The organism is Treponema pedis, assembly GCF_017161325.1.
In the GTDB taxonomy this organism is placed as follows: Bacteria; Spirochaetota; Spirochaetia; order Treponematales; family Treponemataceae; genus Treponema_B; species Treponema_B pedis.
The window spans coordinates 528501-554852 of the sequence record NZ_CP045670.1 but is presented as its reverse complement, the minus strand read 5'-3'; the positions used below and the strand labels follow the sequence as shown (position 1 = coordinate 554852).

Genomic DNA, 26352 nt, shown 5'->3' with positions numbered 1-26352 from the left:
AAAATAATATAGCAAAATTACGGGAGACTTTATGGATATAAATACAAATAAATCTTATAAATGGAAATTCGTCAGATTCGGCGGAGTAACTCAAGTACAGCTTACATCAGGTGAAGAGCTTTTACATTTAAGAGAACTTGATTTAAAATTGTGGACAGCCTTATCCATGCCGGTAAACGGAATTGTTTTTGACGGAGAAACCGCAAAACTTATCGATACCGACAATGACGGGCATATAAAACCTGAAGAACTTTTAAATGCGGTTGATTGGATTTGTTCAAATATAAAAAATCCGGAACTGCTGTTGGAAGAAGGCGATTCAGTTCCTCTTGAAGAATTTAAAAATCGGGACCTTGCCTCTTCAGCGAAAATGCTTTTGGAGAATATCAAAAAAGGGGATAAAAAAGAAATTACCCTTGAAGATGTTCACTCGCAAAAAAAATTCTTTACGGAGCATATCCTTACCGTATCGGCGGAGCTTTCGGAAGATTCTACCGATGAAGAAAAAATGCATAAAATTCTTGAAGCGATTATTGCTTCAGGCTCTTATAACTCAACCAATATTTCAGCGGAAGCGGAAAAAATAATAAATACTTTTTATGAACAGGTTAAGCCGTTTTTAAAATGGAATGACGATTTACAAAAAGACGGGGTTCTTCCGCTTTCTCAAGAGCAAACGGAAAAAGCCTTAGAGTCCTTAAAACCGGTAGAAGAAAAAATAGATGATTTTTTTATCCGGTGTAAACTTGCAAAATATGAGCCTAAGGCAAAGGCTTCTCTTTGCGCCGACGGTGAAAATTTTAAATCTTTGATTACGGAATCTTTAAGCGGCAATAACGGCTTTTTAGCTTCATTGCCTCTTGCTTCAATTGACGAAGAAAAACCTCTTCCGCTTACTGAAGGTATAAACCCCGCGTGGATTGCAAAAATAAAAATATTTACCGACAATACCGTTACGCCTCTTTTAGGAAATTTAACGGTTCTTTCCGAAAATAATTGGAACGTAATAAAAGAAAAATTAAGTGCATATTCTTTATGGCAAAAATCAAAACCTCAATTTGAGGTTTCAAAACTCGGAGTCGAATATTTAAAAGAAATAATACGGCCCGAACAAAAAAGCGGCCTTTTTTCCTTTATAGAGAAAAAACTTTATATAGAAGCTGAGCGCTCAAAAATTTCCGATTTGGAAAAACTTGTATTATACCGCAGAAACATATTCCGCCTTCTTAATAACTTTATTACGTTTACCGACTTTTACGAGGGTAAAGGGGCGGTATTCCAAGCCGGTATTTTATATTTCGATTCGCGCTCTGCCGATTTATGCTTTTATTTAACGGAAGATGCCCGGCACGCATCTCTTGACCCTATAACCGGTTCTTTTTTGGTTTATTGCGATATAAAACGCAAGGGTGAAACAAAAAAGCTTTTAGCTATGTTTACAAACGGCAGCGGCAATACAATCATCGCAGGACGGAACGGAATTTTTTATGACCGCGAAGGGAACGATTGGGACGCAACCGTAACAAGGGTAATAATAAATCCTATCAGTTTAAAAGAAGCCTTTTTTTTGCCGTACCGAAAACTTTCGGCAATGATAGAAGGTCAAATTGCAAAACGTGCTGCGGACGCCGATAAAAAATCCGAAGAAAAGCTGGGGCAAACGGCAGCGGCGGTCGCTTCTGCAGATAAAGCCGGAACTTTGGAAAAGCCTATAACGCCGAAAAAACTCGATTTAGGCACAATTGCCTTAGTAGGCACGGCGATAGGCGGTATTTCAGCCTTAGTAAGCGGTATACTGCAAGCTCTCTTCGGCTTGGGCTTTTGGCTCCCTGCCGGAGTTATAGGGCTTCTCTTGCTTATTTCAGGACCGTCTGTAATTCTTGCAGGAATAAAATTACGTAAGCGCAGTATAGGGCCTGTATTGGAAGCAAACGGCTGGGCAATAAATACTCAGCTTAAAATAAATATTCCGTTCGGCGGCTCTATGACTAAGCTTAAGTTAATTCCCTCAGGTTCGCGCCTTATCGGACGGGACCCGTTCGCCGATAAAAAAACCGGAAAAAAATGGCTGATTGCAATTGCAACTATTATAATTATTTCGGCAATAGGCTGGCTTGTTCTCCATGCAGTATTTAAAATGAATATTAAAGATTTTTTTACCGTAATGAGCAAGCTGCTTAAAAAATAACTTTTTTAAGCCGTAAATCAATAACTTCAAATTTTAATAAAAATGTGGTATATTATACTTTAAGGCGGAAAGAAATGGTTACCGATGCACAAAAAATAAAAGCGCTAAGTAAAACACCTCTTTTTACGGGCTGGAGTACGGAGTATTTAAGAGTTATCGCGGAAAATTCCAATGTAGATTCCTATAAAAAAGGAGATATTATATTTAATCAATATCAAAAAGGCGATAGATTTTATCTTATCCTAAAGGGTAATATAATAATTCTTTCTTCCGAAGATAATACCGCTTTAGCCGAATTCGTTGCCGGAGAAATGTTCGGAGAAACCGCTATGATTACAGGTCAAAACCAAAATGCGATAGCTTCGGCAAACGAAAATTCCGTAATTCTTTCATTTCCGAAAGACGGAAAATGCGCTTCCGATTTGTTGGCGGGAAATCTTTCGGTATACGCACATCTTTTAAAATCTTTTTTAATTACGGTTGCAAAAAGGACACGAAAAGCAAATACTCTTATTAAAGAAAACTCTCCCCTTATGCAGGAATTGCAAAAACAGGTTTACGGAGATAAACTTACAGGTTTATTGAACAAGGCTTATCTTGATGAAAATATTTTAAATTTTATGAAAACCGGATTTTCGCTTATTATGATGAAACCCGACAATTTTAAGGCAATTAACGATACTTACGGACATGAAAAAGGAGATGCCTGTATTGCATTTATCGGCAGCCGCTTAAGCTGTTTTTTGGATACGGAATCCGTTTTAATCCGCTATCAGGGAAATGAATTTGCCGTTTTGACGCCGAATCAATCCCGTGAGCAGGCCGCAGCTCTTGCCGAAAAAATAAAAAGTGAACTTGAAGCTTTAGATATTTCTCCCGTTATAAATGCCGATTTTAATTTAAGTATGAGTTTGGGAGTTTTAATTTATCCTGAAACGGATTATATTGCGGAAAAATTTATAAAACTTTGTGCCGAAATGCCTCTTAAAGGACGTGCCCGCGGCGGCTCCTTAATTCTTTTTGCGGAGGATATAAATGAATGAATCTAAACAAAAATGGCTTAAAACCTTAAAAAAAGCAAGACTTTTCAGCGGTCTGGCTATGGAAGAAATTGAAGTTTTAGCCTCCGCAATGTTTTATTCGGAATTTGATGAGAATCAAACTTTGGTATACGAAAAAGAGCCGGGAAATGAGCTTTTTATTATAGTAAAAGGAACGATTGCCGTTTCCGTAAAAAGCGAAGGAAAGGAAATAGAGCTTGTACGTTTGGGAGCGGGAGATTTTTTCGGAGAAATGGCAATGCTTGAACAGGAGCTTCGCTCCGCAACTTGCAAGGCTGTAGAACCTGTTGCGTGTCTTGTGCTTAAATCTCAAGATTTCTCTTCGCTTATAATAGACCAGCCTAAAATTGCGGCTTCGGTATTAAACAATATGCTTAAAATTACCAGCCATAGGTTAGTTGATACGGACAGCCTGCTTTCTCAAATTATTCAATGGGGCGATGACGCGAAAAAGAGAGCTATTACCGATGAGTTTACGGGATTGTACAATAGAAGGTATTTAGATGAATCTTTTGAAAGTCTTATAAAACGCGGAATACGCAGGCATGAAGACGTAAATCTTGCAATGGTTGATATAGACCATTTCGGAAAACTTAACAAAGAATACGGTGCAGTGTTTTGCGATAAAATTCTTTTAGCTATAGCCGATACTTTTAAACGTTGTTTTAATTCGGAAGATATTTTAATAAGGTACGGCGGAGATGAGTTTTGCTTTATAATACAAGGCGTTTTTGAAAGAGCTGAAATGCAATGCAAAAAAGTTTGTGAAAGTGTAAACACTCTTGTATTTACCGAACAGCCGGATTTAAGGGTCTCCTGTTCTATAGGGCTTGCACATTATACGCCCGGTATTGCGGCTGCGGAATTATTAAAGCTTGCCGATAACGCCCTTTATAAGGCGAAAGAAGAGGGGAGAAACAGGACGTTTATTTTAAGCAACGCAAACGGCGTTGCTTAAAAGCACTTATCGAGCTTACTTTGAGGCGCTCGATTTATTGTATGCCGTTTTCAAGCTGCGCTTGCAAAAGCGCGGGAAAATAAACAATCCTCAAAATCTGAAGATTTTTCCGGTTGTTTATTTTATAGGAAGGTTTATTTTAAGCAACGCAAACGGCGTCGCTTAAAAACACTTATCGAGCTTGCTTTGAGGTGCTCGATTTATTGTATGCCGTTTTGATAAATCTTATCTTTATTTAAGTTTTATAAAAGTCTGCCGAAATTTAAACAAGAGGAATTATAAATGGCGGATTTTGTTTTTAGGCTTTCACCGAATATTATTTTAGGAAATTATTCTCTTGCACGCATAGGCGAAGAAGCTATTAAATTCGGGAATAATTTTATGTTTGTAGCCGACCCTTTTTTTGAAGATTTGGGACTTATCGAAAAAATAAAAAATGCGCTGGAAGAAAAACATATTTCGTTATTTACTTTTAACGGATTCGGTAAAACTCCGGATTCCGATATAATAGAAAGGGCCTTATCCCTTGCCCGCGGTGCCCGTATACGCGGCGTAATTGCTTGCGGTGATATGGTTGCCTGTTCTATCGGAAGGGCCATAGCCTCCTTATATAATGAAACAAAATCGATTTATAATTACATTGAAGGAGAACCTATAACCGCCGAACCCCTTCCATTTATTCAAATACCTACTACCTGCAACAATCCGTTTTTATTCGGAACTACAAGCGGAATTTTAGACTCTCGCAGCAGGACGGTAAATTTATTGAAAATTCAAGAGGGTCTTTGCAAACTTGTTATTTTCGATTCCAATACCTATGCGGGACTTGCGCCCAATGCAATGACGGCAATGAGTTTTGCCGGTTTAAGCACGGCATTTGAAGGCTATGTTTCCACAAAGGGAAGTTTTTTTTCGGAAACCGTTTTAGGAAAAGCAATTTCAATATATCTGCTTTCACTTGACCCTCAAAGAGAAAAACTTGTCGGCACTTCGCGTGAAGAGTTGCTTACACAGGCTGCATGTCTTTCCTCAATGGGAATCGCGGCTTCCGCACCCGGATTGGGTACGGCAATTTCTCTTGCAGCGGGCGGAAAATACGGGATTGCAAGCTCTCTTATTTCAACCATACTTCTTCCGTATGTTTTAAACGATACAATTTCTTCAAACTTGGCGAAAACGGCTTCGGTTGCGAGAATGTTGGGTGAAACAATGCCTGAGGGAGGAGATGCGGTAGAGCTTTCAAAACGCGGAATTGAAGAAATACGCAGGCAGCTTGCAGAGGCGAATTTGCCTACCCGTTTAAAAGATATAGATTTAACTATTGAAGCCCTTGTTCCCGTATCGGAAGATGCCGCTAAATTAAGTTTTATGAATTATATTCCGCATCCGATGTCCAGCCGCGATATTTTTGAAATTATTAAACAGGCATTTTAAATTATGCCCGAGATTTTTAAGCTTTACAATCTTCCGCAAAAGCAGCGGTGTAGGAAAATCTTACGCATTTTGGAAGCTGCGGAAAATGCCTATGTACAAAACCGCCCGGATGAATTTTTAGATTTGTTTTATTTGCGCAGTCTTTTAAAAATTGCGGCGGAAGATTTGGGAAAAGATGCACTTAATAAAATTTACAAATGGTTTGAAAAACCGGATGAAAGTACGAAACGTAATATAATAAATTTTACACGCTACGAGCTTTACAAAAAATTGGATATTTCTCCTTCGGAATGGGATTTAATTTTACCCGACTCCAAACCTGAAGAAATTGCCGCATTCCGAAGAAAATTTTTTAAAGGTGTTTATGTTTATGCTGAAGATATCCGCACACCCTTTAATATAGGCTCTATTTTTAGAACGGCGGAATCCTTCGGTGTCGAAAAAATCTTTTTATCGGAAAATTGCGTTTCTCCTGAAAATCCGAAGGCTAAAAGAACGGCAATGGGCTGCACTGAATATTTACCGTGGGAAAGAGCGTGCCTTGATATGCTCCCTGAGCTTCCTTTAATTGTTTTGGAAACCGGCGGTACCGATATAAACAAATTTAAATTCCCCGATAAAGGTATTGTAGTTATAGGCTCTGAGGAATTGGGCGTAAGCCCTGAAGCCTTAAAAAAAGCGGGTAATAATATAATAACGATTCCCATGTATGGAATTAAGGCCTCGATAAATGTAAGTGTCGCTTTCGGAATTTGTATGAATAAGTGGTGCGGGCATTTAACGGAAAAAATCTTGAGCTAAGCGCAAAACTTAGCTCAGGATTTTCGTTTTGGATTTTAATCAGCTTGTTAATGCCCTTCCCAAATTCTTCATAAAGTCTTGAGCATTAGTTACAATAGAAGTTGCCGTTAACGTTCCTCTGTCGGACAGTTTATTTACGGTAAATTCCTGAATATCTATTGTGTACATATAAACCGGTCTTACGGTTCCGTTAAATTCATTGTAAGAGGGTGTCATATTTCCGGTAGCAATTGTAAAAAGTACAGCGGAAACCATTATGATGGTGGAAGTTTTCCGCGCATGCTTACGCATAGCGTTTTGGGCTTCATAAACATTATCATAAGTTCCCGGCAAGGCAAAGCGGTCGCGGATTGTTCCTGCAAGCACCATGGGCACATTACAGTCAACGCATGCTTTTACAAAGCCGTCTTTGGGTTTTCCGGATTTTACATAAGCCTCAATCGAACCGGCTTCACGAACCATATTTATAGTTTCATAATAAGTGCGGTTGGTATTTTGCTCTTTAGTAAAAACTTTTTGTCCCCAAGTCGTTCCGAAAGTTGCCTGCTCCAAATCGAAGGCGGCTAATGCGTTTCCGCAAAGAATTGCATCAACATAACCTTCTCTTACAAGTTTTTCCAAAGCCTTACGGGAGCCTCCGTCAAGTGTAACTGCCGAGCCTAAAATCCAAGTTACATAGCCGTTATTCTTTTTTTCATGTTCAAGAACCTGATAAAGTTTATCGTAATCTATCGAAAAAGCCGTTTCGCGCGAGCGTCCGGAACGGAAAGCAAAGGTATCGGCGGAAGATTCTTCCGCTTCAAAACCTCCGGTGTAAACATAAATGCCTTCACTGGCATCTTCCGTCCTGCCGACTACAACCTTATCTCCCTTTTTTAAATTTCTAAATTCTACAATATTAACCGATTCTTTCCCGGGCGTATCGTTCGCAACGCAAACGGTATCCATTCGGCTTTCGGTTGCAAGCACCCATTTCCCGTTTATTTTAAAATACTCCGGAAATACGGAAAGGGCATGATAATTCGCCGGAGAAATTCCGTCGCGTTCCACTTCTACAAGTTTTGCATTAGGTGCGTCGCTTAAAAATTTTTGTGTAAAATCGGGGTTTCTATATACGGGTATTTCAAGTTTATACATTTATTTTTCCTCCTATTTTGCGGTTTTTTTAGGTACCAACGCCTCTTGAACATTAACGACAAAATCCTGAACGTTGGTAACAATGGAATGTACCGCAATATTTTCGCGTGCAGCCGAAATTTTATTTGTTACATTTTCGGTTACATCTACCGTATACATATAAACGGGCAGGACGGAGCCGTCTTTTGCAACGCGGTAGCTTGAAGCTAAATTGGCCGTTGAAACGGAATGAAGCATTGTTGCAAGACAAATAATGAGCGTTGCCTTATCGGTTTCTTTTTTCATTGCCGTTAAAGCTTCCGTTACTTTTTGATAAACTTCAGGCAATGGCCCGTCATCGCGGATAGAACCTGCAAGAACAAAGGGAATATTTAATTCGGTAAGCGTTTTTATAAAACCGTTTTTTACATGTCCTTCTGTAATGAAGTTTTTTATGGAACCTGCACGTCTTACTTCGTTTAAAAGGTCCAAGTGATTGTAATGTCCCATAGGAACGGATTCCTGCGTGTAAATATTTTGTCCGAGTGCGGTATTTAAATAACCTCCCTCCAAATCGTGTGTAGCAAGAGCGTTTCCTCCCAATAAGGAATTTACATAACCTGCATGGGCAAGCTCCGAAAGAGCTACCCGCGTATCATGGTCGAAAACTACGGACGGTCCCATAACCCACACAATGTATCCGCCGTTTTCTTTTTCATGTTTCATCAATTCATAAAGAAAGTTGTAATCGCCTGTAAAAGAAGTTTCTACAGCCTTCCCCGAAGTTTGTATAACTCCGGAATCAAACGAATTTGCGCTTTTAAAAACGCCTTCCGAGCCGTCCGATACCTCCGCAATAACAACTTCTTCACCTTCGGTTAAATCGCGCAGCTCTTTTATTACGATTGAACCGTTTTTAACTACGGCGGCGCAATTAAGAGAACTGCGCTGCGGTAAAATCCAAGAACCGTTGTACCTGTAATAAGTAGGCAGGTGAGACGTTAAATAAAAGCCGGCCGGTGCAACTCCGTCTTTTAAAACCTTCGCATATTTTACGTCCGGCGAATTTTTAAACTGTTCTGAATTGAAATTCGGCGGAGTAAACTTAGGCAATTGAAATGACATAATATCCTCCGGGTATATTCACCGTGCTTCGGCACGGTATAACTCATAGTAGCATAAATTTATTTAACCGTCAAGCACGGATATAAGGGATAATAAGCGGTTTTTATTTTTAAAATTTATAAAATACTCTTATTTTGCCGTATATTTTCTATAGACTTTTTTTTAAAAATATGATAGACTATTGCCCCGTAAGTATGTATGTGGGCTTTTTCCCCTTTTTTTGAGTATGCTTCCATATATATTAATTTCGGTTTTGGAGATCTATAATGAATAATTATTTTGTGCGAAGGTTGTTATTGATTATTCCTACGTTCTTCGGCATTACGTTAGTTGTTTTTGCAATTACACGTGCCGTGCCGGGAGGTCCTGTAGAGCAGGCTATTATGTCGATGATGCTGGGACAGGGCGAAGGCGGCGGTCGTTCGAGCAAAGAAAATATGGGTGTAATAAATGAAAAAACCGTTGCAGATCTGCAAGCTTTTTACGGTTTTGACAAGCCTTGGCCTCTCGCTTATGCCGACTGGTTTTTTAAACTTTTACGCGGCGATATGGGGCGCTCCACAAAGTATAATGATCCTGTTTTTGAAATGATTGTCAGTAAGTTTCCCGTTTCGTTGAGGTTCGGTATTATATCAATTATTCTTGTTTATATGATATGTATTCCGTTAGGGGTAAAAAAAGCCTTAAAACACAGGCAATTTTTTGATAACGCTTCGTCGGTTGTAATTTTTATAGGCTACGCTTTGCCGGGTTATATTGTCGCTATTATTCTTTTACAATTTTTCGCCTTTACGCTTAACTGGTTTCCGTCGGGCGGTTTATTTTCGCGAAATTACGCCGAAATGAGTTTTTTTCAAAAAGTGGGAGACAATATATGGCACATCTTTTTACCGATGATAGCCTATATGATAGGATCTTTTGCGTCGATGACCATAACTATGAAAAACAACCTTATGGAAACCATGGCTTCGGACTACGTAAAAACCGCTGTAGCAAAGGGACGCACCTTTAAAGATGCTATGTGGAAGCATGCTTTCAGAAACAGTATTATTCCGATAGCGGCGGGCTTGGGCGGTTTAATTACGATATTTTTTTCAGGAGCGTTCCTTATCGAAAAGATTTTTAACATAAGCGGTATGGGATTGCTTTCCTTTAACGCGATTGAAGACAGGGACTACCCCGTAGTTTTAGGTTCGTTGGTTATGACTTCTCTTTTGAGTCTTCTGGGAAACATTATCAGCGACTTTATTCTTTCAATGGTAGACCCGCGCATAAGGCTGGGAGAGTAACTTTATGGAAGAAAAAAATACTGAACAAAAAATTTCAAAGTTTAAAGAATATTGGGGTGTTGTTAAAAACAGGCTTGCAATCGATCCCTTAACAAAAAAACGCTTTGAACGTTTTAAAGAAATTAAGCGGGCTAAATACTCGTTTGTTATAATCGGCGTATTTTATATTTTATCGTTGTTTGCGGAACTTTTTGTTTCGAACCGACCGCTTATTATGGTTGTTGACGGAAAACTTTATTTTCCGACATACAGTCGTATTCTTCTCGCCTCAGACTTTAACTTCCGTGTAGGTAATGAGTTGGAACTTGATTACCGTGCGTTTAAAAAGCATTTATCCGAAACAAAGAGGGGCTGGCTTTTTATGCCCGTAATTCCTTATAACCCCTTCGAATCGGATGCTTCAAACGCTCCTTTGGCTTTAACCTTTAAAAGTACACCCGTACTGGGCTTGGCTCTTTCTTCAAAAGACGACTTGCCGCAGGATAATCCGGAATCCTATACTTGGGTGCCGGTGGGAGAAACCGGCGGTATTAAAACGGGTGAGGTTTATACTTGGGTAAAATTTGCAAGTTCGGGCGAAGGTAAAGATATGTCGGATTTTCCTTCAAACAAGAAAAACTGGATAGGAGTTGCGACCGGCAAAAAAACTTCTTCCGAATCCTTTGAACCTGCAGATTATAAATGGCTTAAACTCGGTACGGCCGACAATCGTATAGATATGGGCGACGATAATATTCTTACGGTGAGGTATGCAAAAGGAGATAAGGGGCAAATGTTCCATCCGACGGCCCCCTCTTTTAAAACCAGGCATATTTTGGGAACTGACAGAATAGGGCGTGACGTATTTGCACGACTTTTTTACGGCTTCAGGATTGCAATGTCTTTTGCTTTGCTTGTAGCCGCTGCAACCTATTTTATAGGCACGATTATAGGTATTTCTATGGGGTACTTCGGTAAAACCTTTGATATGCTTTTTCAGCGTTTTATAGAAATTTGGGAAAGAATCCCTTATCTGTATATGATTATGATTTTAGCCTCAATTTTCAAGCCGACATTTATTATGTTTACCCTTATAAATATTGTTTTCGGTTGGTCGGGCAAAACTTGGAGCATGCGGGCAATGACATACCGTGAGAGAGAAAGGGATTATATTCTTGCGGCAAAGTCGATGGGCGCAAGCACGTGGAGGATTATAACCGTGCATATACTGCCCAACGTTATAGTTCTTATAGTTACATCGCTGCCATTTGTTATCTCGGGGAATATCGGAGCTTTAACCGCTTTAGATTACCTCGGCTACGGTTTACAGCCTCCGACGCCCAGCTGGGGAGAGCTTTTAAGCGTAGGTACGGCGACTTATGTCGAAGCTCCGTGGATTCTTTCATCGGCCGTATCCGCTTCCGTTTTTGTTTTGGTAATGATAACCTTTATAGGAGAGGGCTTGCGGGATGCTTTTGACCCGCGTCGTTTTACGGTTTATAAATAAAAAGCTCCGTTCTGCCTTTGGGAACCCCCGAAGAGGGAAAGCTCCCGGGTCAGTGTTACGACTTTTTAATTTATATAAATTAAACGTTAAGGAGGGTTTTATGAAAAAAAACCTTAATAGATTAACATTGTTAATCGTGTCAGTTTCGGTTTTTGCCTTTTTAGCTGCCTCATGCGGCGGTTCGGGATCAGGCGGAAGCACCGTCGACGGTGCGGTAGCAAAGGCGGAAAAAATTATGCAAGAAGAAATTGCGGCGGGTGCACCGGATTTTTCCTGTCCGCCCGTTGAAGATTCCGGTTTAAAAGTTGAAGGCCTGCCTGAAGAAGTAACATGGCTTACAAGTTATCCTAAAGATATCTCGTCCAAAGCTACTAAGGTAGGAGGAACCTTCCATCAAGCTATCGGGGAGTATCCTACAACTTACAGAACGATAGGGCCTGAATCAAACTTAGTTACCAGAAGCTATTTCCTCCAGTTGGCCACTTTGGTAGGTACAAGCGACGAAACGAGAGAATTTTTCCCATATGCAGCAACTCACTGGGCTTTTGGCGCAGACAATCAGACTGTTTATTTTAAACTGAACGAGCATGTCAAATGGTCGGATGGTAAACCCTGTACTGCCGATGATTATGTTTATATGTGGAAAGATTTTATGCTTTCGCCTAATCTTCAAGCACCTTGGTACAATAACTATTATAAAAAACTGGAAGTAAAAAAGATAAGCGATTACTGTATCTCGGTTAAATACCTGGAATCGGCAAAAATGGATAAGGCAACGCTTTTGGACACTGTAAACATTGCTCCCAGGGCTAAGCACTTTTTCGGTGAAGTAAAAGAAAACTGGTTTCAGGATTTTAACTGGAAGGCCGAGCCCGTTACAGGACCCTATGTCTTTGATGAAAAAGAGAGTATAAAAGGCGAGCTGCTCATCTTTAAACAGGTTGAAAATTGGTGGGCAAGGGAATATCCCTTTTTTGAAAAACAGTACAACATTGGACGTATTGAGCTGAAAGTTATTACGGGAGGTGCCGATGTTACGGAAGGTTATTTTTATAAAGGGGAATTGGACTATTTTCCTTTAAACATACCTTCTCTTTGGAGAAAAGCCGGTACAAACGAAAACGTTACAAACGGATACATTGACCGTTGGAATGTACACTCCGTACCTGTACAGGGGCTTTACGGTATATATTTTAACACAAAAACACCATTTTTCAGCGACAGACGAGTCAGGCAGGCTATGTACTATGCCATAGATATTCAGGGTATGATAGATCAAGCCCTTTACGGAGAATACACCCGTTATCACAATATCGGTATAGGACATTTTTGGGGCGGCGTTTACTTTGACGATGACAGCATCCGAAAACCCGACTTTGACCCCGATAAGGCTAAAGAGCTTTTGGCCGGAGCGGGCTATACCGAAATAGGCTCGGATGGTATTCTTATGAATAAGGCGGGCGGAAGAGCGTCGTTCGAGGTGTTGTACTCGGCTGCCAACCATACCGAGAGACTGACCGTCCTCAAAGAACAGGCAAAAAAAGCGGGCGTTGAAATTGAGCTTAAACTTCAAGCGAGCGGCTCTTTTAACGAGGTGTTAAATAGAAAATTTCAGGCATGGTGGGGCGGTTTGACTACCACTACACCCGCGCAGTATTGGCAGTTGTTTTCTAAAGAAAATGCCGAAAAACCGGTTACCAATAACTTTTTCGGTTGGTGGAGCGAAGAAATGGAAAAACTTCTCGCCATAGAGCAAGAAGGACCTTCATTGGAAGAACTTGCGCGGGTTCATAAAGAACTTCAGCGTATCGTACACGAAGAAGCCTTAATTATCCCGAGTTATTATCTGGATTATGCTCGCTGCGGTGCATGGAAATGGGTTCGCTATCCCGCATGGGGAACTCAAAAATTCTATGACCAGACTGACTGGCTCTACCCGATAAAATTCGGTTGGATGTGGATAGATGAGGACATTAAAAATGAAGTTCTCGACGCTATGAAAAACAATAAATCTTACGAGCCGAGAGTTTGGAACCTTTCCGAACGCTACAAGGTTAAGTAGGTTTTAAGGAGTAAAATTATAACGGGGCGTCTTTTTTTTGAAACATATAAAATTGCCCCGTTTTTTCAATAACATATTTTTTATAGGAGATATATTTATGGAAAATATCAAAAAGTTTACGGCGACTATAGCGGTCGTATTGGCTTTTATTATGTTGACAAGCTCCTGCGGCGGAGGGAAAACGGGCGGCGCGAGTGCAGCTGAAGGTGCCGTACTGGCTGCTGAAAACCTGACTCGGCAGGAATTGGAAGAAGGCTTACCCGATTTTGAAAGTCCTACAGTTGAAGATAAAGAGCTTAAGGTTGAAGGGCTGCCCGAACAGGTAGTATGGCTTACAAGTTATCCTAAAGATTGGACTTCAAAAGGTACAAAACCGGGAGGTGTTTTTCACAGTTCACTGGGAGAATATCCTACGACATACCGCACTGTGGGACCTGAATCGAATATAAGTTCGAGAGATCTTTTTTTACAGTCATATGCGCTGCTCGGCTTAAACCCTGAAACAAAAGAAAGAATACCGGGTGCCGCAACACACTGGGCTTTCGGCGCGGACAATCAAACCGTGTATTACAAATTAAATGAGCATGTTAAATGGTCGGACGGTAATCCCTGTACGGCTGACGATTATGTATTTATGCACGAGTTTATGACTTCTCCCAATCTTGAAGCCCCGTGGTATAACAACTGGTACGGCAAACGCGAAATAAAAAAAATAAACGATTACTGTATTTCGGTTAAATATTTGGAATCGGCAAAATTGGATAAACAAACTCTTATACAATCCACCAACGTTGCTCCTCGCCCCAAACATTTTTACGGCGGAAAACTTGAAAAAGGGTGGTACGAAGAATATAACTGGAAGGCCGAACCCGTTACGGGACCTTACGTTTTCGATGAAAATGCAAGCGTAAAGGGTGAGCTTTTAGTGTTTAAGCGCGTTGAAAACTGGTGGGCAAGAGAATACGAATATTACAAAAACCAGTATAATTTTGAAAGGATTGAATATAAGCTTATTACCGGCGGAGCCGACGTTATGGAAGGCTATTTTTATAAGGGCGAGTTGGACTCGTTCGGGCTTGCAATTCCCGCCATTTGGAGAAAAGCCTCTGCAAATGAGAATATTACGAACGGCTATATAAACCGCTGGATGGTTCATTTTCTGCCTGCAGAAGGACTTGCCGGTATATTTATCAATACAAAAGTTCCTTTTTTCAGCAATAAAAAAGTGCGCCAGGCTATGTACTATGCTATAGATATTCAGGGTATGATAGACCAAGCCCTTTACGGAGAATACACTCGTTACCACAATATCGGGGTCGGACATTATTGGGCAGGTGTTTATTTTGATGATACAACTATCAAAAAACCCGACTTTGATCCCGATAAGGCTAAAGAGCTTTTAGCCGAAGCCGGTTATACCGAAATAGGCCCGGACGGTGTTCTTATGAATAAGGCTGGCGAAAGGGCTTCTTTTGAGCTTCTTTATATTGCTGCTCATCATACCGAACGCCTTACAATTCTTAAAGAACAGGCAAAAAAAGCGGGTGTCGAAATTGAGCTTAAAATGCAGGCAAGCGGTGCTTTTAACGATGTTTTAAATAGAAAATTTCAGGCATGGTGGGGTTCTATGAGTACTTATTCACCGCCTAAATACTGGGAATATTTTTCAAAAAGCAATGCCGAAAAACCTCTTACAAACAACTTTTTCGGGTGGTGGAGCCCCGAAATGGAAAAACTTCTTGCAATCGAAGAATCCGGACCAGAGCTTGATGAGCTTGCAAGGATAGACAAAGAAATTCAGCGCATTGTGCATGATGAAGCCTTGATTATACCCGGTTATTACTTGGATTTTTCGCGTATAGCGGCATGGAAGTGGATTCGTTTTCCCTCATGGGGTAATGCAAAATTTATCGACTTTTACGGTTGGGCGGATCCGATGTACTTCGGCTGGATGTGGATGGATGAAAATATCAAGGCTGAAGTTCAAAAAGCTATGGAAGAAGGCAAAACTTACGAACCTCAGGTTTGGCATCTTGCCGAAAGATATATTTTAAAATAGATTTCAAATACAGGGGGCAGACTGTTGTCCGCCCCTGCCTTTTTTTAGATGGAGTTATATATGAGTGCAGATGAGCTTCTTATAATAGAAGACCTATCCGTGGCGTTTAAAACCGGTCCCGGCAAGCCTATGGAGGTTTTAGATAAGATTGCATTAAAACTTGAGCGGGGGAAAACTCTTTCATTGGTTGGTGAATCCGGCTGCGGGAAAAGCGTTACGGCTTCTTCCATAATGCGTATTTTACCTCACCCTTACGGTAAAATTACAAAGGGCTCGATAACCTTTGAAGGCAGAAATGTACTTGATTTGCCTATAGAAGAAATGTATAAGATGCGCGGTTCTTCTATTGCTATGATTTTTCAAGAACCTATGACGGCTTTAAATCCCGTTCATAAGGTAAAAAAGCAAGTCGGTGAGGTTTTGGAACTGCATCGTCCAGACATTAAAAAAGAAGAATTATCTACTCATGTTTTAAAATATTTAAAAGATGTTGAAATTCCGTCTGCCGAACAACGTCTTAACAACTATCCTTTTCAGCTTTCAGGCGGTATGAGGCAGCGTGTTATGATTGCTATGGCACTTGCAGGGCATCCTAAATTGCTTATAGCCGATGAGCCTACCACAGCTTTGGACGTTACAGTTCAGGCTCAAATTTTAGCCTTAATTAAGGCCTTACAAGAGAAAAATAACATGGGAGTTATTTATATTACCCATGATATGGGAGTTGTTGCCGAAGTAAGTGACCAAGTGGCGGTTATGTATGCCGGTCAAATTGTAGAAACGGCTTCCGTAGATATTATATTTAAAAATCCTAGGCATCCGTATACCAGAGGCCTTATAGCTTCAATGCCTAAACTTAATTCGGAGCCTAAGACTCGCCTTCCGTATATAAAGGGAAATGTTCCGACTCCACGTGCATATCCTTCTACTTGCCGTTTTGCCGACCGATGCAGCCATGCAACGGAGTATTGTCGGTCAAATACGCCGATTTTGGAAGAATTTGAACCTGATCATATGATTAGATGTTTTAGAGCGAGGGAAATATAATGAGCAGAGAACCCATTTTTGAAGTTGAAAACTTGGTACAAGAATTTGCACAAGGAAAATATACTAAGGCTGTTGTTCATGCCTTAAACGGTGTAACGCTTTCCGTTTATGAAGGTGAAACTTTGGGGCTTGTAGGGGAAACCGGCTGCGGAAAAAGTACTTTATGCCGCGCTATGATGAGACTTTATAAACCCACTTCCGGTGTAATACGGTACAAAGGTAATGATATTACTTATATGCCGGAAAGAAAGTTAAAAGATGTTCGCCGAGATGTTCAAATGATATTTCAAGACCCAGCCGAATCTATGAATTCCCGTATGAATGTAGGATATGTAATTGAAGAGCCGTTGATTATTCAAACTGAAATGACGGCTGATGAGCGTAAAGACAAGGTTTTAAGTCTTTTAAAAGACGTAGGCCTTCCCGAAGATGCTTATTATAGATATCCGCATGAATTTTCAGGCGGACAAAGGCAGCGTATTGCCATAGCAAGGGCTTTAGCCATTGATCCGAAGATTGTTGTTTGCGATGAACCTGTAAGTGCTTTAGATGTTTCCGTTCAATCACAGGTTTTAAATTTACTTTTAGATATGCAGGAAAAACGAAATCTTACGGTAATATTTATATCGCATGGATTAAATGTTGTTAGACACATGTCGGATAGAATTGCAGTTATGTATTTGGGGAATATTATGGAGCTTGCAACATCTTCAATTATATATGAAAACCCTGTGCATCCTTACACGCAGGCTCTAATTGCAGCGATTCCCGATACGGATCCTGCTAACAGAAGACGAAGAATTCCCTTTACCGGAGAGATTCCTTCTCCTATTAACCTGCCTGCGGGTTGTCCTTTTCATTTAAACTGTGTAAAAAAGGTAGATAAATGTATGACGGAAAAACCGGTTTTAAGAGATATCGGAAACGGTCATATGTGTGCTTGCCATTTAGTTTAAAATTGATTAGACTGATAATAGGTACCGGGTTTCGGTACCTGTATTTTTTTCGGTAGATAAAATTGAAAACAAACTTTTCTTTCAGTATAAATTTTAATAAATTTGCAACATTTTTTTTTCTTTTAAGTTTGTACGGTTTTTTTTTAATTTCCTGTAAACCTGAGACTTCAGCTTCTTATTCGGAGCAGTCCGCCGTGTCTTCTTATAATGCTATTTTACAAAATGAAATGCGGACAACACCTGATTTTTCCTGTCCGCCCGTTAAAGCTGAAAATTTTTATGTTCCGGATACTCCTTCTTATTTACAATGGTATACTTCGGAGCCTAAAGATATTTCTTCACAAGGTTTAAAAAAAGGCGGAGCGTATTATACATATTTAGGGGATATCCCCACTTCTTTCCGTTATGCGGGCCCCGGCGCGGATAATATTTCCGTTCGGCTTTTTAATACGCAAATGCCGTTTTTGTGGGAATCGCTTGAATCGCGGGAATTTATGCCTTGTGCCGCAACTTGCTGGGCATTGGATATACAAAATAAAACCGTTTATTATAAACTTAATGAAAATATGTTTTGGTCTGACGGTGTTCCTTGTACGGCAAATGATTGGCTTTTTGCCGCGAAATTCTTAAAATCAAAGCTCATTGTAGACCCGCTCCAAAATTACCGTGCAAAAAATCTTGAAATAAAAAAGATAAATGACTATTGCGTTTCCGTTAAATATTTAGGTGAACAAGTTTATTCGGAATATGAGCTTCTTGATATTACCAATTTTAAACCTATTGCAGAGCATTTTTACGGCGGAGAAATTCCTAAAAATTGGATTGAAAAATATAATAGAATTGTTGAGCCTACAACAGGTCCTTATATTTTAACTGAATATGATATTAACCATGGATTGAAATTTACAAAAGTTAAAAATTGGTGGGCTCATTCTTATCCCCATTTTAAAGGTGTTGCAAATTTTGATGAGATTTATTATAGGATAATTGTAGGACGTAAGGCCCCTGCATTTAGGAAATTTGCACTCGGAATGTTTGATATAATTCATATTGATAATTATATCGAATGGGATTCTGCCGAAACAAGTGCAAATGTAAAGGAGGGGTTTGTTAATTTATGGAAGGGGTTTTATGTTCCGGTATCCGGTCCGACCGGAATATTTTTTAATACGCAGGCAAAACCGTTGGATAATATTTTTGTAAGGCAAGGTTTGTATTATGCAATAGATATGGACGGTCTTATCGATAAGGCTTTTGCGGGGCAAAGAAAAAGACTTCATACTATGGGTGTAGGGCAGACTTGGGGAAAGGCTGAATTTAATAATCCCGATATTGTAAAGCCTTCTTTTAATCCTCAAAAAGCTATGGAGTTTTTTGCAAAAGCCGGATATAAAACTCTTAACTCTTCCGGTATTTTGGTAAACGATAAGGGAGAAGAGTTATCTTTTTTTATTTTTTTTAAAGATGAACAAGAACGGGAAATTTTCGGCTTTTTATATGCTCAAGCCTTAAAGGCAGGCGTTAATTTGGAGTTTAAGTATTATTCGGGAGGAATGACTAATAAAATTTCAAGCCGCGATTATCAAGCGTGGTGGGGAGCTCTTCCCTCTTATCGGATTCCCGATAACTATACCTTGCTTCATTCATCTTTTGCAAATAAAAAAACATTTGAAAATTTTTTCGGGTATTCCAATCCCGAGTTGGATAGGCTTTTGGAGCGGTTTAATGAAAGCGGCTTAACTTACGAAGAAAAAGCCGTAATAAACCGGGAGATTGAAAAAATAGTTGATGAAGCCGCCTTAATGGTTCCTTCATATTATAAAAATACTATAGATGTGATGGCATGGAAGTGGATATGTTTTCCTTCATGGCTTAATATGCGTTATCAGAATAATTTAGATAATCCTATGTTCGGTTATATGTGGTTCGATGCGGAAATAGAAGCCGAATGTAAAAAGGCAAAGGCTGAAAATAAAATGCTTGAAGAAAACTCTTATTCGTTAAGCGGCAGATATAAATAAAAAGGCTCATTTATTTTTGAAGATGTTTGTATATAATTCCGACATTGCTTGCAACGCGTCTTAATATTAAAGGCCCTATAGTAGGTGCGGCTATGCGTTGTTTTCCTTTTTCGTTAATAATTAAAGTACTTGAGCCTCCGCCGTCCAATTGCATAGCATCTTCCGCACCGAGTTCCAGCATAAGAAGAGCCGTTTCATCATAGGTAAGGCCCTGGCTCTTATATGTATTTTCCGCTTCAACCGAGAGTACAAAAAGCGTAAGTCCGCCGTTTGCCAGACCTACCGCCATACGGGAATCGCGTACGTTTACGGATGATTTTACTATTTGTTTATTTCGTAAAATAACGGAAAAGCCGCTTACCGCACATACGGTATTTTCGGGGACGGCCCGTTCCGTTTGACGGCTTATAATTTCCGCTTTGCCTTTATCAAAAAAAAGAATTGCCGCTAAACTTTCATTTACGGGACTCATTTGTTTTCCTTCAGCAATATGAATACCCAGTATTTTACGATGCGAATCGAATAAATATGACAGCCGAGAACTTGTTTGAAATGCCGCCGCATTAAAGGCTACAACCGTATTGTGCCGCTTTGCAAAATTATATGTTGTTTCCGCCCGTATAAGACCTTCATTGTTTTTAAAAAGAGCGGGTTCTGAAGTAATTACGGAAATATCGGGATTTTGTAAATCAATTTTTACTATATGCCCTATAAGCGGTAAATTCTTGTCGTAAATATCTGCAATTTCAATTCCGCTGCAAATGCTTTTCCAATTTAAGTTAAGCTTTTCAGGTTTATAAGGATATGCTATGCGCGTTACGGGCGGACTTGCGCAGCTTGTAAGTAAAATTAAAACGGCAATATAAATTTTAAATATGTTATGTTTTACTCGTGCGTAATGTTTAATCCGTTCAGGGCTGTAAACGGTATTCCGGCACTTCGCAGCGAGTTTGTTGATTTTTTTATTTTGCGACATAATGAAAAGAGTATATTTTAAAAATATGAAATTATCAACAGCCTCAAACTTTTTTTTACAATATTTTAACCTGCAATGAGTTCGGAAACATCTGCAATCAGCGATATAATTTTACTGTTTTCAATTTTTTCTACGGTGAATTCCACTTTGCCTATTTTTATCGTTTCATTTTCTTTAGGCAAATATTCCGCCCTTTCTAAAATTAAACCGCCTATTGTACTGTTGTATTCGGAATGAAAATTGGTTCTTAATATTTCATTCAGTTTTATAATCGGAATCGCCGCAGGTATTCTGATATGATTTCCGTCTATAATGCTTAAATTTTTTGCGGGGTCGTTTTTTATTTTAGAATATTCATCTTGGATTGAACCGAAAATTGCGGAACTTATATCGTCAATTGTAATAAGACCCGCCGTGTTTCCGTATTCGTCTATTATAAAAGCCATATTTTTTTTATTTTTGCTCATTGTCTTTAGTGCGGAAAAAATATTTGCGGTTTTGGGAATAAAAATTGTAGGACGTATTATTTTGCGTATATTTATTCCGTTTTTTTTATGCGTTTTGGTTTTATAAAAGAGTAAGTCTTTATAATGAATAATACCTGCAATATTATCTTTTTCGGTATCAAAAACGGGCAGGCGCGAAAACATAGTTTTTTTTAAATGTTTCTACCATTGTGTCAAATGAAGAATTTATTTCGATTGCCGTCATATCCTCTTTTTTTGTCATTATGCTGTGCAGCTTTAATTCGTGCAGTTTAACTGCTCGCATAATTAAAGCATGTTCTCCGGTTTGGAAAGTTCCGTCGGCTAAACTTATATCAATGAGCGTTTTTAAATAATCTTCCGAAAGAGTTATAGGCGATGTTTTTTTGTTTTTTGAAAAAACTTTAATTATAAATTTCGACATTGCCGAAAAGATAAAAACGGGAGGTTTTAAGATAAATCTTGTTAAGCATAAAATATGGGAAGCCGCTTTTGTAAGTTCCACAGGTTTTTGTGTTGCAAAAGCCTTGGGTAAAATTTCCGCAAAGATAATTATTAAAATTGCGGTAATTGCCGTTGCCGAAGGAAGATATTTTTGTCCGTATTCCGCAAGTACGAATGCGGTTACCGAACCGGAGGAAAGAGTGTTTACGAAATTAGTTCCTATTAATGTTGCACTTACAATTTCATCTTTTTTTTCAATAAGAAATGAAATCCGCTTGTTTGTTTTTGTTTTGCTTTTTTTTATTGTTTTGTACTGACTGCGTGTAATTGCGGTTATCCCGGTTTCCGTGCCTGAAAAAAAAGCGGCGCATAAAAGTAATACTGTAAACTCTATAATCAATAAAATTAAATTCATTCATCATCTCCGCAAAGTTCGGCAGTTAATTCGGCTATTCTGTTTCCCTCGGTTTTTGTAACGGTGAATATGTAGTTTTCAATTTTAATTGAAGAATTTATTTCAGGAACATTGCCGAATTTTTCCATAACAAGACCGCCTATCGTGTCGTAGTATTCGGAAGAAAATGATGTTCCCAATTCTTCGTTTAAATCCGAAAGCCGTATATTTCCCAAAATACAGTGAACCGAGTTGTCGGATATATCTTCGGTTATGCTTATATCGTCCGCGGCGGCTTCATCGGAATCGTATTCATCAGCAATATTTCCGAATATTTCTTCGTTTAAATCTTCTAAGGTTGCAATACCGAGAGTGCCGCCGTATTCATCTATAACTACGACCATATTTTGTTTTTCGGTTTTAAAAATTTCCTGTAATTTTGAAAGCTCGGTGTTTTCAAAAACAAAAACGGGCTTACGTAAATATTTTTTTATATCGAAATAAATTTCATCTTCTTCGGCAAATAAAAAATCTTTTATATAAAAAATACCGCATATTTCATCTATTGCTTCTTCGTAAACGGGAAAACGGGAAAAACGCGAGACTTGTGAAATCTCTATAATTTCTTTAGGAGAAACATCGGTTTTTATTGCAACTATATCGGGACGCGGAGTCATAATATTTTTTACGCTTATATCGCCGTAGTTTAAAATTTTTTCCAAAACACCCCGCTCTGCCGAACGGAGAGTACCGTCCTCTTCGCTTACATCAAAAAAATCTTTTAAATCTTCATCGGTTAAGGCTTGGTTTGAATCCGTGTTTTTTATTCCGAACAGTTTTAAAACGGAAGCGGTAAAGCCTGAAATTATCCAAACAACGGGGGAAAAAATATTCATAAAGAACATAATAAAAACGGAAAATTTTAGGGCAATCGATTCGGAAAAAACTAAGGCAACAGATTTCGGCAAAATTTCTCCGAAAATTAAAATTGCAATTGTTGCTGCCGTTACTGCAATCCCCAGTCCGTTTGAGCCTACAAGCTCTACCATAATTGCGGTTAAAATAACGGAAATTAAAATATTTACAATACTGTTTCCTATAAGCGATGAGGTTAAAAATTTTTGTTTGTTTTGTAAAATTTTTTCTACGCGTGCTGCCTGTCTGTTTTTCTTTTCGCGTAAATATTTTATTTTTAGTTTATTTACGGATAAATACGCCGTTTCACCCGATGAAAAAATCATCGACAAAAAGAGTAAAACAGCGAGGATTAAAAGGTTTAGCCATTGCGGCGGAGGTTCATTCATTTTATTTATAATATCATATTTATGAATTTTGTCAAGGCGGCGGATATGTTATTTGCAAGGGATGTTTTAATATACGTCATTCATTGCAAATTTTATATCTTTTTTATATAATACGTTTACAATAAAACGATTTTAAAGGAGAAACGTACAAATGATAGGAACGAAAACGATAGGAATTTTCGGAGCGGAACAACAGGAAATAAAACTTTTAAAGCGCTATTTAAACGGAGGAAGCGTAAAAATTGCGGGAATAAATTTTTATGAAGGAATTATTAACGGACAAAAAATCGTTCTTGCTTGCAGCGGAATAGGAAAGGTTAATGCCGCCATGTGCTGTCAAATTCTTATAAGCGAATTTAAAGTTAATTTAATTATAAATACCGGAACGGCAGGAGGTTTGAAGGAAGGTTTAAATGTATTCGATATTGTAGTTTCCTCCGATGCGGTGCAGTATGATGTCAATGCGGCGGACTTCGGTTATTCTTTGGGGCAAGTACCCGGAACAAAATCGGCATATTGGATTTCGAATAAAGGTTTAAAAAATCTTGCGGTTAAAGCATTTAAAAAGTTAAAACTTGAAAATAAAGACTTTAAGAATATAAAGTCGGTTGAAGGAAGAATTGCATCGGGAGATACTTTCGTTTCGGATAAAAAATTGAGGGCGAGTATAATTAAAAATTTTTCTCCCGCCTGTACGGAGATGGAAGGAGCCGCCGCAGCGCAAGTATGCGTTTTAAATAAAATTCCTTTTTTAATTTTACGCAGTATTTCCGATAATGCGGGAAAGCAAACCGCCGCAAAAATTTCCTATGACGAATTTTCAAAGCAGGCTGCAAGAAATTCCGCACAACTTGTTCTTGAAATGATACGGCAGGTATAATATGACCGACTTATTTTCTTTTACAACCGTGCAGGGGACTACTAATATTTTTTATTGTGAAGAAATGGAATTGCCTATTTTACAAAATGAAGATGCCGTTTATATTGCCGATACGAATACGGCAAGATTTGTAAAACAGGCAAAAAATTTTTCTTCAAATATTCCTTTAATTATAATCGAAAACGGAGAAGAAAATAAAAATTTTACTTCGCTTGAACTTATTTTAAAAACCGCTCTTGATGCGGGGCTTTCAAGAAATTCCATTTTTATCGGAATAGGCGGAGGCGTTATTTGCGATTTAACGGCTTTTGCAGCTTCAATTTATATGCGCGGTGTAAAATGCAATCTTATTCCTACAACCTTATTGGCAATGGCCGATGCTTCAATCGGCGGAAAAAGTGCCGTTAATTTTTTAAATTATAAAAATATGATAGGAAGTTTTTTTAAAGCCGATGAAATTTACATTATTCTTAAATTTTTAAAAACCTTAAACGATAAGGAATATTTTTCAGGTCTTGCCGAAATTTTTAAAATTGCTCTTTTATATTCTCCTAAATTGTACCAGATATTTTTAGAACAGAGCGAAAAAATTTTAAATCGAAATGAAGAGCTTATTTTTGAGATTTTGAAGCGAGCTATAATTTCAAAAGCAAATGTAGTTACACGGGATTTTTATGAAAAAAATGAAAGAACATATTTGAATTTAGGGCATACCTTCGCTCATGCTCTTGAGACGGTTTCGGATTTTAAAACCGTTTCGCACGGCGAAGCCGTGGCTTGGGGAATTTCCAGAGCTTTACGTTTGGGTGAAAATTTAGGTTTGACGGATTGTGAATATGCAAATGAGGTTTGCTCTATAATAAAAAAATTCGGTTGGTGCACGGAGGCCGTACCGCAATGTCTCGTGCATTTAAAAAACGAATTTGCAAATAAAATTATTGCCGCAATGAAAAAAGATAAAAAAAATATGCACGGTAAAATAAGAGTTATTCTACAGGAAAACATCGAAGAAAATCTTATTTACGAAGCGGAAGAAAAAGATATTAAGGCGGTGCTTATATGATTTATTTGGACTGGGCGGCTTCGGCGGTTCCGCAGGAAGACGCGTGCATAAAGGCCTTAAAAAAATCGTTTTTGAATTTTGCCAATCCTTCGGCAAAGCATTGTATGGGAGAGGCAGCCCGCTTTTTACTTGAGGAAGCGAGAGAAGAGATTTCTTACACTTTAGGTATAAAAAAGAATCTTACGCAGGAAGGAAGTAAAAAAAGTTTAAGCGGAAGCGAAAAAAGATTTTTTTTTACTTCAGGCGGAACGGAAGCCAACCATATTCCGCTTTTTTCAATGATGACCTCTCCGTGTTCGATATGCATAAGCAGCCTTGAACATTCCGCTTTTAGGGAGCAGGTAAAAATTATGCAGCAACTTAAATTTAAAGTGCTTGTAATTCCTTCGGACAAAAACGGAATAATTACTCCTGAAGCCGTTTTAAAAACGGTAGAAAAAGATACGGGCTTTGTAACGGTAATGGCCGTAAATAACGAAACGGGTGCAATTCAGCCTATTGAAGAAATAGGAGCGGCTCTTGAAGAGTTTACAAAGGGAAAGAGGAAAATTCATTTTCATACCGATGCGGTGCAGGCAATCGGAAAAATCCCCTTTAACCTTTTAAATTTACCGATTCATTCCGCTTCGTTCAGCGGACATAAGATAGGGGCGCCGCGCGGCATAGGTTTTTTATATACGGCAAAAAATATAGAGCCCTTTATACGCGGCGGCGGGCAGGAAAACGGGATAAGACCCGGCACGGAAAACCTTGCAGGGATTTTAGCCCTTGCCGAGTGTTTAAAAAATTATTCGATAGATGAAAAGGAGCATTTTTCCAAAGCGCAAAATTTAATGGACTATTTAATAGAAGAGTTGAGCAAAATCAACGATGTTACTTTAATCCCGCAAACGCGTCTTGAAAACCCGCAAAATTTTTCGCCTTGGATATTGCAGTTTGCCGTAAGACAGTTGACCGGAGAGGTTTTAGTCCGCTGTTTATCCGAACGCGGTATATGTATTTCCACAGGTTCCGCGTGTTCGGCAAAAAAGCATTCCCGCCCAGTGCTTGACGCTATGAAAGTAGACAGGGCGCTTCAAATGAATGCGGTACGGGTTTCAATCGGGAGGACTACAACATTAGATGAACTTAAAGAGTTTGTTACGGTTTTAAAAGAAATATTAAAAGAGTTTTAATAAGCTCTGTATAGACTTTACGGAAAGT

Annotated in this window: 21 protein-coding genes; 15 read left to right on the top strand and 6 right to left on the bottom strand. The window is 38.9% G+C overall.

The features are described from left to right. The first annotated feature begins 31 nt into the window (after positions 1–31). The 5 genes from DYQ05_RS02400 to DYQ05_RS02380 all read left to right on the top strand — a co-directional run bounded on the left by DYQ05_RS02400 (position 32) and on the right by DYQ05_RS02380 (position 6442). Positions 32–2188: a hypothetical protein gene (locus DYQ05_RS02400; protein ID WP_206183766.1), complete on the top strand. Its 2157-nt coding sequence runs from the start codon at positions 32–34 to the stop codon at positions 2186–2188. A 74-nt stretch (positions 2189–2262) separates the two neighbouring features. Beyond that, positions 2263–3231 (top strand): GGDEF domain-containing protein, encoded by a 969-nt coding sequence (locus DYQ05_RS02395; protein ID WP_024468869.1) that lies wholly within the window; start codon positions 2263–2265, stop codon positions 3229–3231. Further along, a complete protein-coding gene (locus DYQ05_RS02390) occupies positions 3224–4207 on the top strand; it encodes a GGDEF domain-containing protein (RefSeq protein WP_024466514.1) in 984 nt (327 codons plus the stop codon). The genes DYQ05_RS02395 and DYQ05_RS02390 overlap by 8 nt, the downstream gene beginning before the upstream one ends. A 282-nt stretch (positions 4208–4489) precedes the next feature. Beyond that, complete coding sequence (locus tag DYQ05_RS02385; RefSeq protein ID WP_024466513.1) at positions 4490–5641, top strand: iron-containing alcohol dehydrogenase; 1152 nt, start codon at positions 4490–4492, stop codon at positions 5639–5641. A gap of 3 nt (positions 5642–5644) precedes the next feature. Further along, complete coding sequence (locus DYQ05_RS02380; RefSeq protein WP_029410527.1) at positions 5645–6442, top strand: TrmH family RNA methyltransferase; 798 nt, start codon at positions 5645–5647, stop codon at positions 6440–6442. Positions 6443–6481: 39 nt separating this feature from the next. Here DYQ05_RS02380 and DYQ05_RS02375 read toward each other — a convergent pair whose 3' ends face one another. Next, positions 6482–7579 carry a putative NPN-dependent ornithine cyclodeaminase gene (locus tag DYQ05_RS02375; RefSeq protein WP_024466511.1) on the bottom strand — a complete coding sequence of 366 codons (1098 nt, stop codon included), beginning with the start codon at positions 7577–7579 and terminating at the stop codon, positions 6482–6484. Between the two features lie 12 nt (positions 7580–7591). Next, complete coding sequence (locus DYQ05_RS02370; protein WP_024466510.1) at positions 7592–8683, bottom strand: putative NPN-dependent ornithine cyclodeaminase; 1092 nt, start codon at positions 8681–8683, stop codon at positions 7592–7594. Positions 8684–8949: 266 nt separating this feature from the next. On the opposite strand from DYQ05_RS02370, the gene DYQ05_RS02365 reads away from it, so the two are divergent. The 7 genes from DYQ05_RS02365 to DYQ05_RS02335 all read left to right on the top strand — a co-directional run bounded on the left by DYQ05_RS02365 (position 8950) and on the right by DYQ05_RS02335 (position 19603). Next, entirely contained in the window at positions 8950–9972 is a 1023-nt protein-coding gene (locus DYQ05_RS02365; protein ID WP_206183765.1) for an ABC transporter permease subunit, read from the top strand. 4 nt (positions 9973–9976) lie between these two features. Continuing rightward, positions 9977–11458, top strand: coding sequence for an ABC transporter permease subunit (locus tag DYQ05_RS02360; protein ID WP_020964297.1), 1482 nt, complete (start codon positions 9977–9979; stop codon positions 11456–11458). Positions 11459–11558: 100 nt separating this feature from the next. Further along, positions 11559–13520: an ABC transporter substrate-binding protein gene (locus DYQ05_RS02355; protein ID WP_029410525.1), complete on the top strand. Its 1962-nt coding sequence runs from the start codon at positions 11559–11561 to the stop codon at positions 13518–13520. Positions 13521–13617: 97 nt separating this feature from the next. Then, complete coding sequence (locus tag DYQ05_RS02350) at positions 13618–15579, top strand: extracellular solute-binding protein (RefSeq protein WP_041610118.1); 1962 nt, start codon at positions 13618–13620, stop codon at positions 15577–15579. 60 nt (positions 15580–15639) lie between these two features. Continuing rightward, on the top strand, positions 15640–16626 hold the full coding sequence (locus DYQ05_RS02345; protein WP_206183764.1) for an ABC transporter ATP-binding protein: 987 nt from the start codon (positions 15640–15642) through the stop codon (positions 16624–16626). Beyond that, positions 16626–17582: an ABC transporter ATP-binding protein gene (locus tag DYQ05_RS02340; protein ID WP_206183763.1), complete on the top strand. Its 957-nt coding sequence runs from the start codon at positions 16626–16628 to the stop codon at positions 17580–17582. The genes DYQ05_RS02345 and DYQ05_RS02340 overlap by 1 nt, the downstream gene beginning before the upstream one ends. A gap of 62 nt (positions 17583–17644) precedes the next feature. Continuing rightward, entirely contained in the window at positions 17645–19603 is a 1959-nt protein-coding gene (locus tag DYQ05_RS02335; RefSeq protein ID WP_252723483.1) for an ABC transporter substrate-binding protein, read from the top strand. A 10-nt stretch (positions 19604–19613) separates the two neighbouring features. Here the strand turns inward: DYQ05_RS02335 and DYQ05_RS02330 are convergent, their stop codons facing one another. From DYQ05_RS02330 to DYQ05_RS02320, 4 genes are all read right to left on the bottom strand, one after another. After that, positions 19614–20579, bottom strand: coding sequence for a phosphodiester glycosidase family protein (locus tag DYQ05_RS02330; protein WP_194076071.1), 966 nt, complete (start codon positions 20577–20579; stop codon positions 19614–19616). A gap of 65 nt (positions 20580–20644) precedes the next feature. Further along, positions 20645–21229 (bottom strand): transporter associated domain-containing protein, encoded by a 585-nt coding sequence (locus DYQ05_RS13555; RefSeq protein WP_252723482.1) that lies wholly within the window; start codon positions 21227–21229, stop codon positions 20645–20647. Beyond that, complete coding sequence (locus DYQ05_RS13550; RefSeq protein WP_252723481.1) at positions 21204–21923, bottom strand: CNNM domain-containing protein; 720 nt, start codon at positions 21921–21923, stop codon at positions 21204–21206. The genes DYQ05_RS13555 and DYQ05_RS13550 overlap by 26 nt, the downstream gene beginning before the upstream one ends. Further along, a complete protein-coding gene (locus DYQ05_RS02320; protein ID WP_020964289.1) occupies positions 21920–23206 on the bottom strand; it encodes a hemolysin family protein in 1287 nt (428 codons plus the stop codon). Before DYQ05_RS02320 ends, DYQ05_RS13550 begins: the two co-directional genes overlap by 4 nt. Positions 23207–23357: 151 nt before the next feature. Between DYQ05_RS02320 and DYQ05_RS02315 the strand changes: the two genes are divergently transcribed. Genes DYQ05_RS02315 through DYQ05_RS02305 form a run of 3 tightly spaced genes read left to right on the top strand, consistent with a single transcriptional unit; the run spans position 23358 to position 26324 of the window. Beyond that, positions 23358–24086: a 5'-methylthioadenosine/adenosylhomocysteine nucleosidase gene (locus DYQ05_RS02315; RefSeq protein ID WP_206183762.1), complete on the top strand. Its 729-nt coding sequence runs from the start codon at positions 23358–23360 to the stop codon at positions 24084–24086. 1 nt (position 24087) lies between these two features. After that, positions 24088–25149 carry a 3-dehydroquinate synthase gene (locus DYQ05_RS02310; protein ID WP_206183761.1) on the top strand — a complete coding sequence of 354 codons (1062 nt, stop codon included), beginning with the start codon at positions 24088–24090 and terminating at the stop codon, positions 25147–25149. Beyond that, on the top strand, positions 25146–26324 hold the full coding sequence (locus DYQ05_RS02305; RefSeq protein WP_206183760.1) for a cysteine desulfurase family protein: 1179 nt from the start codon (positions 25146–25148) through the stop codon (positions 26322–26324). The genes DYQ05_RS02310 and DYQ05_RS02305 overlap by 4 nt, the downstream gene beginning before the upstream one ends. Positions 26325–26352: the final 28 nt, after the last annotated feature.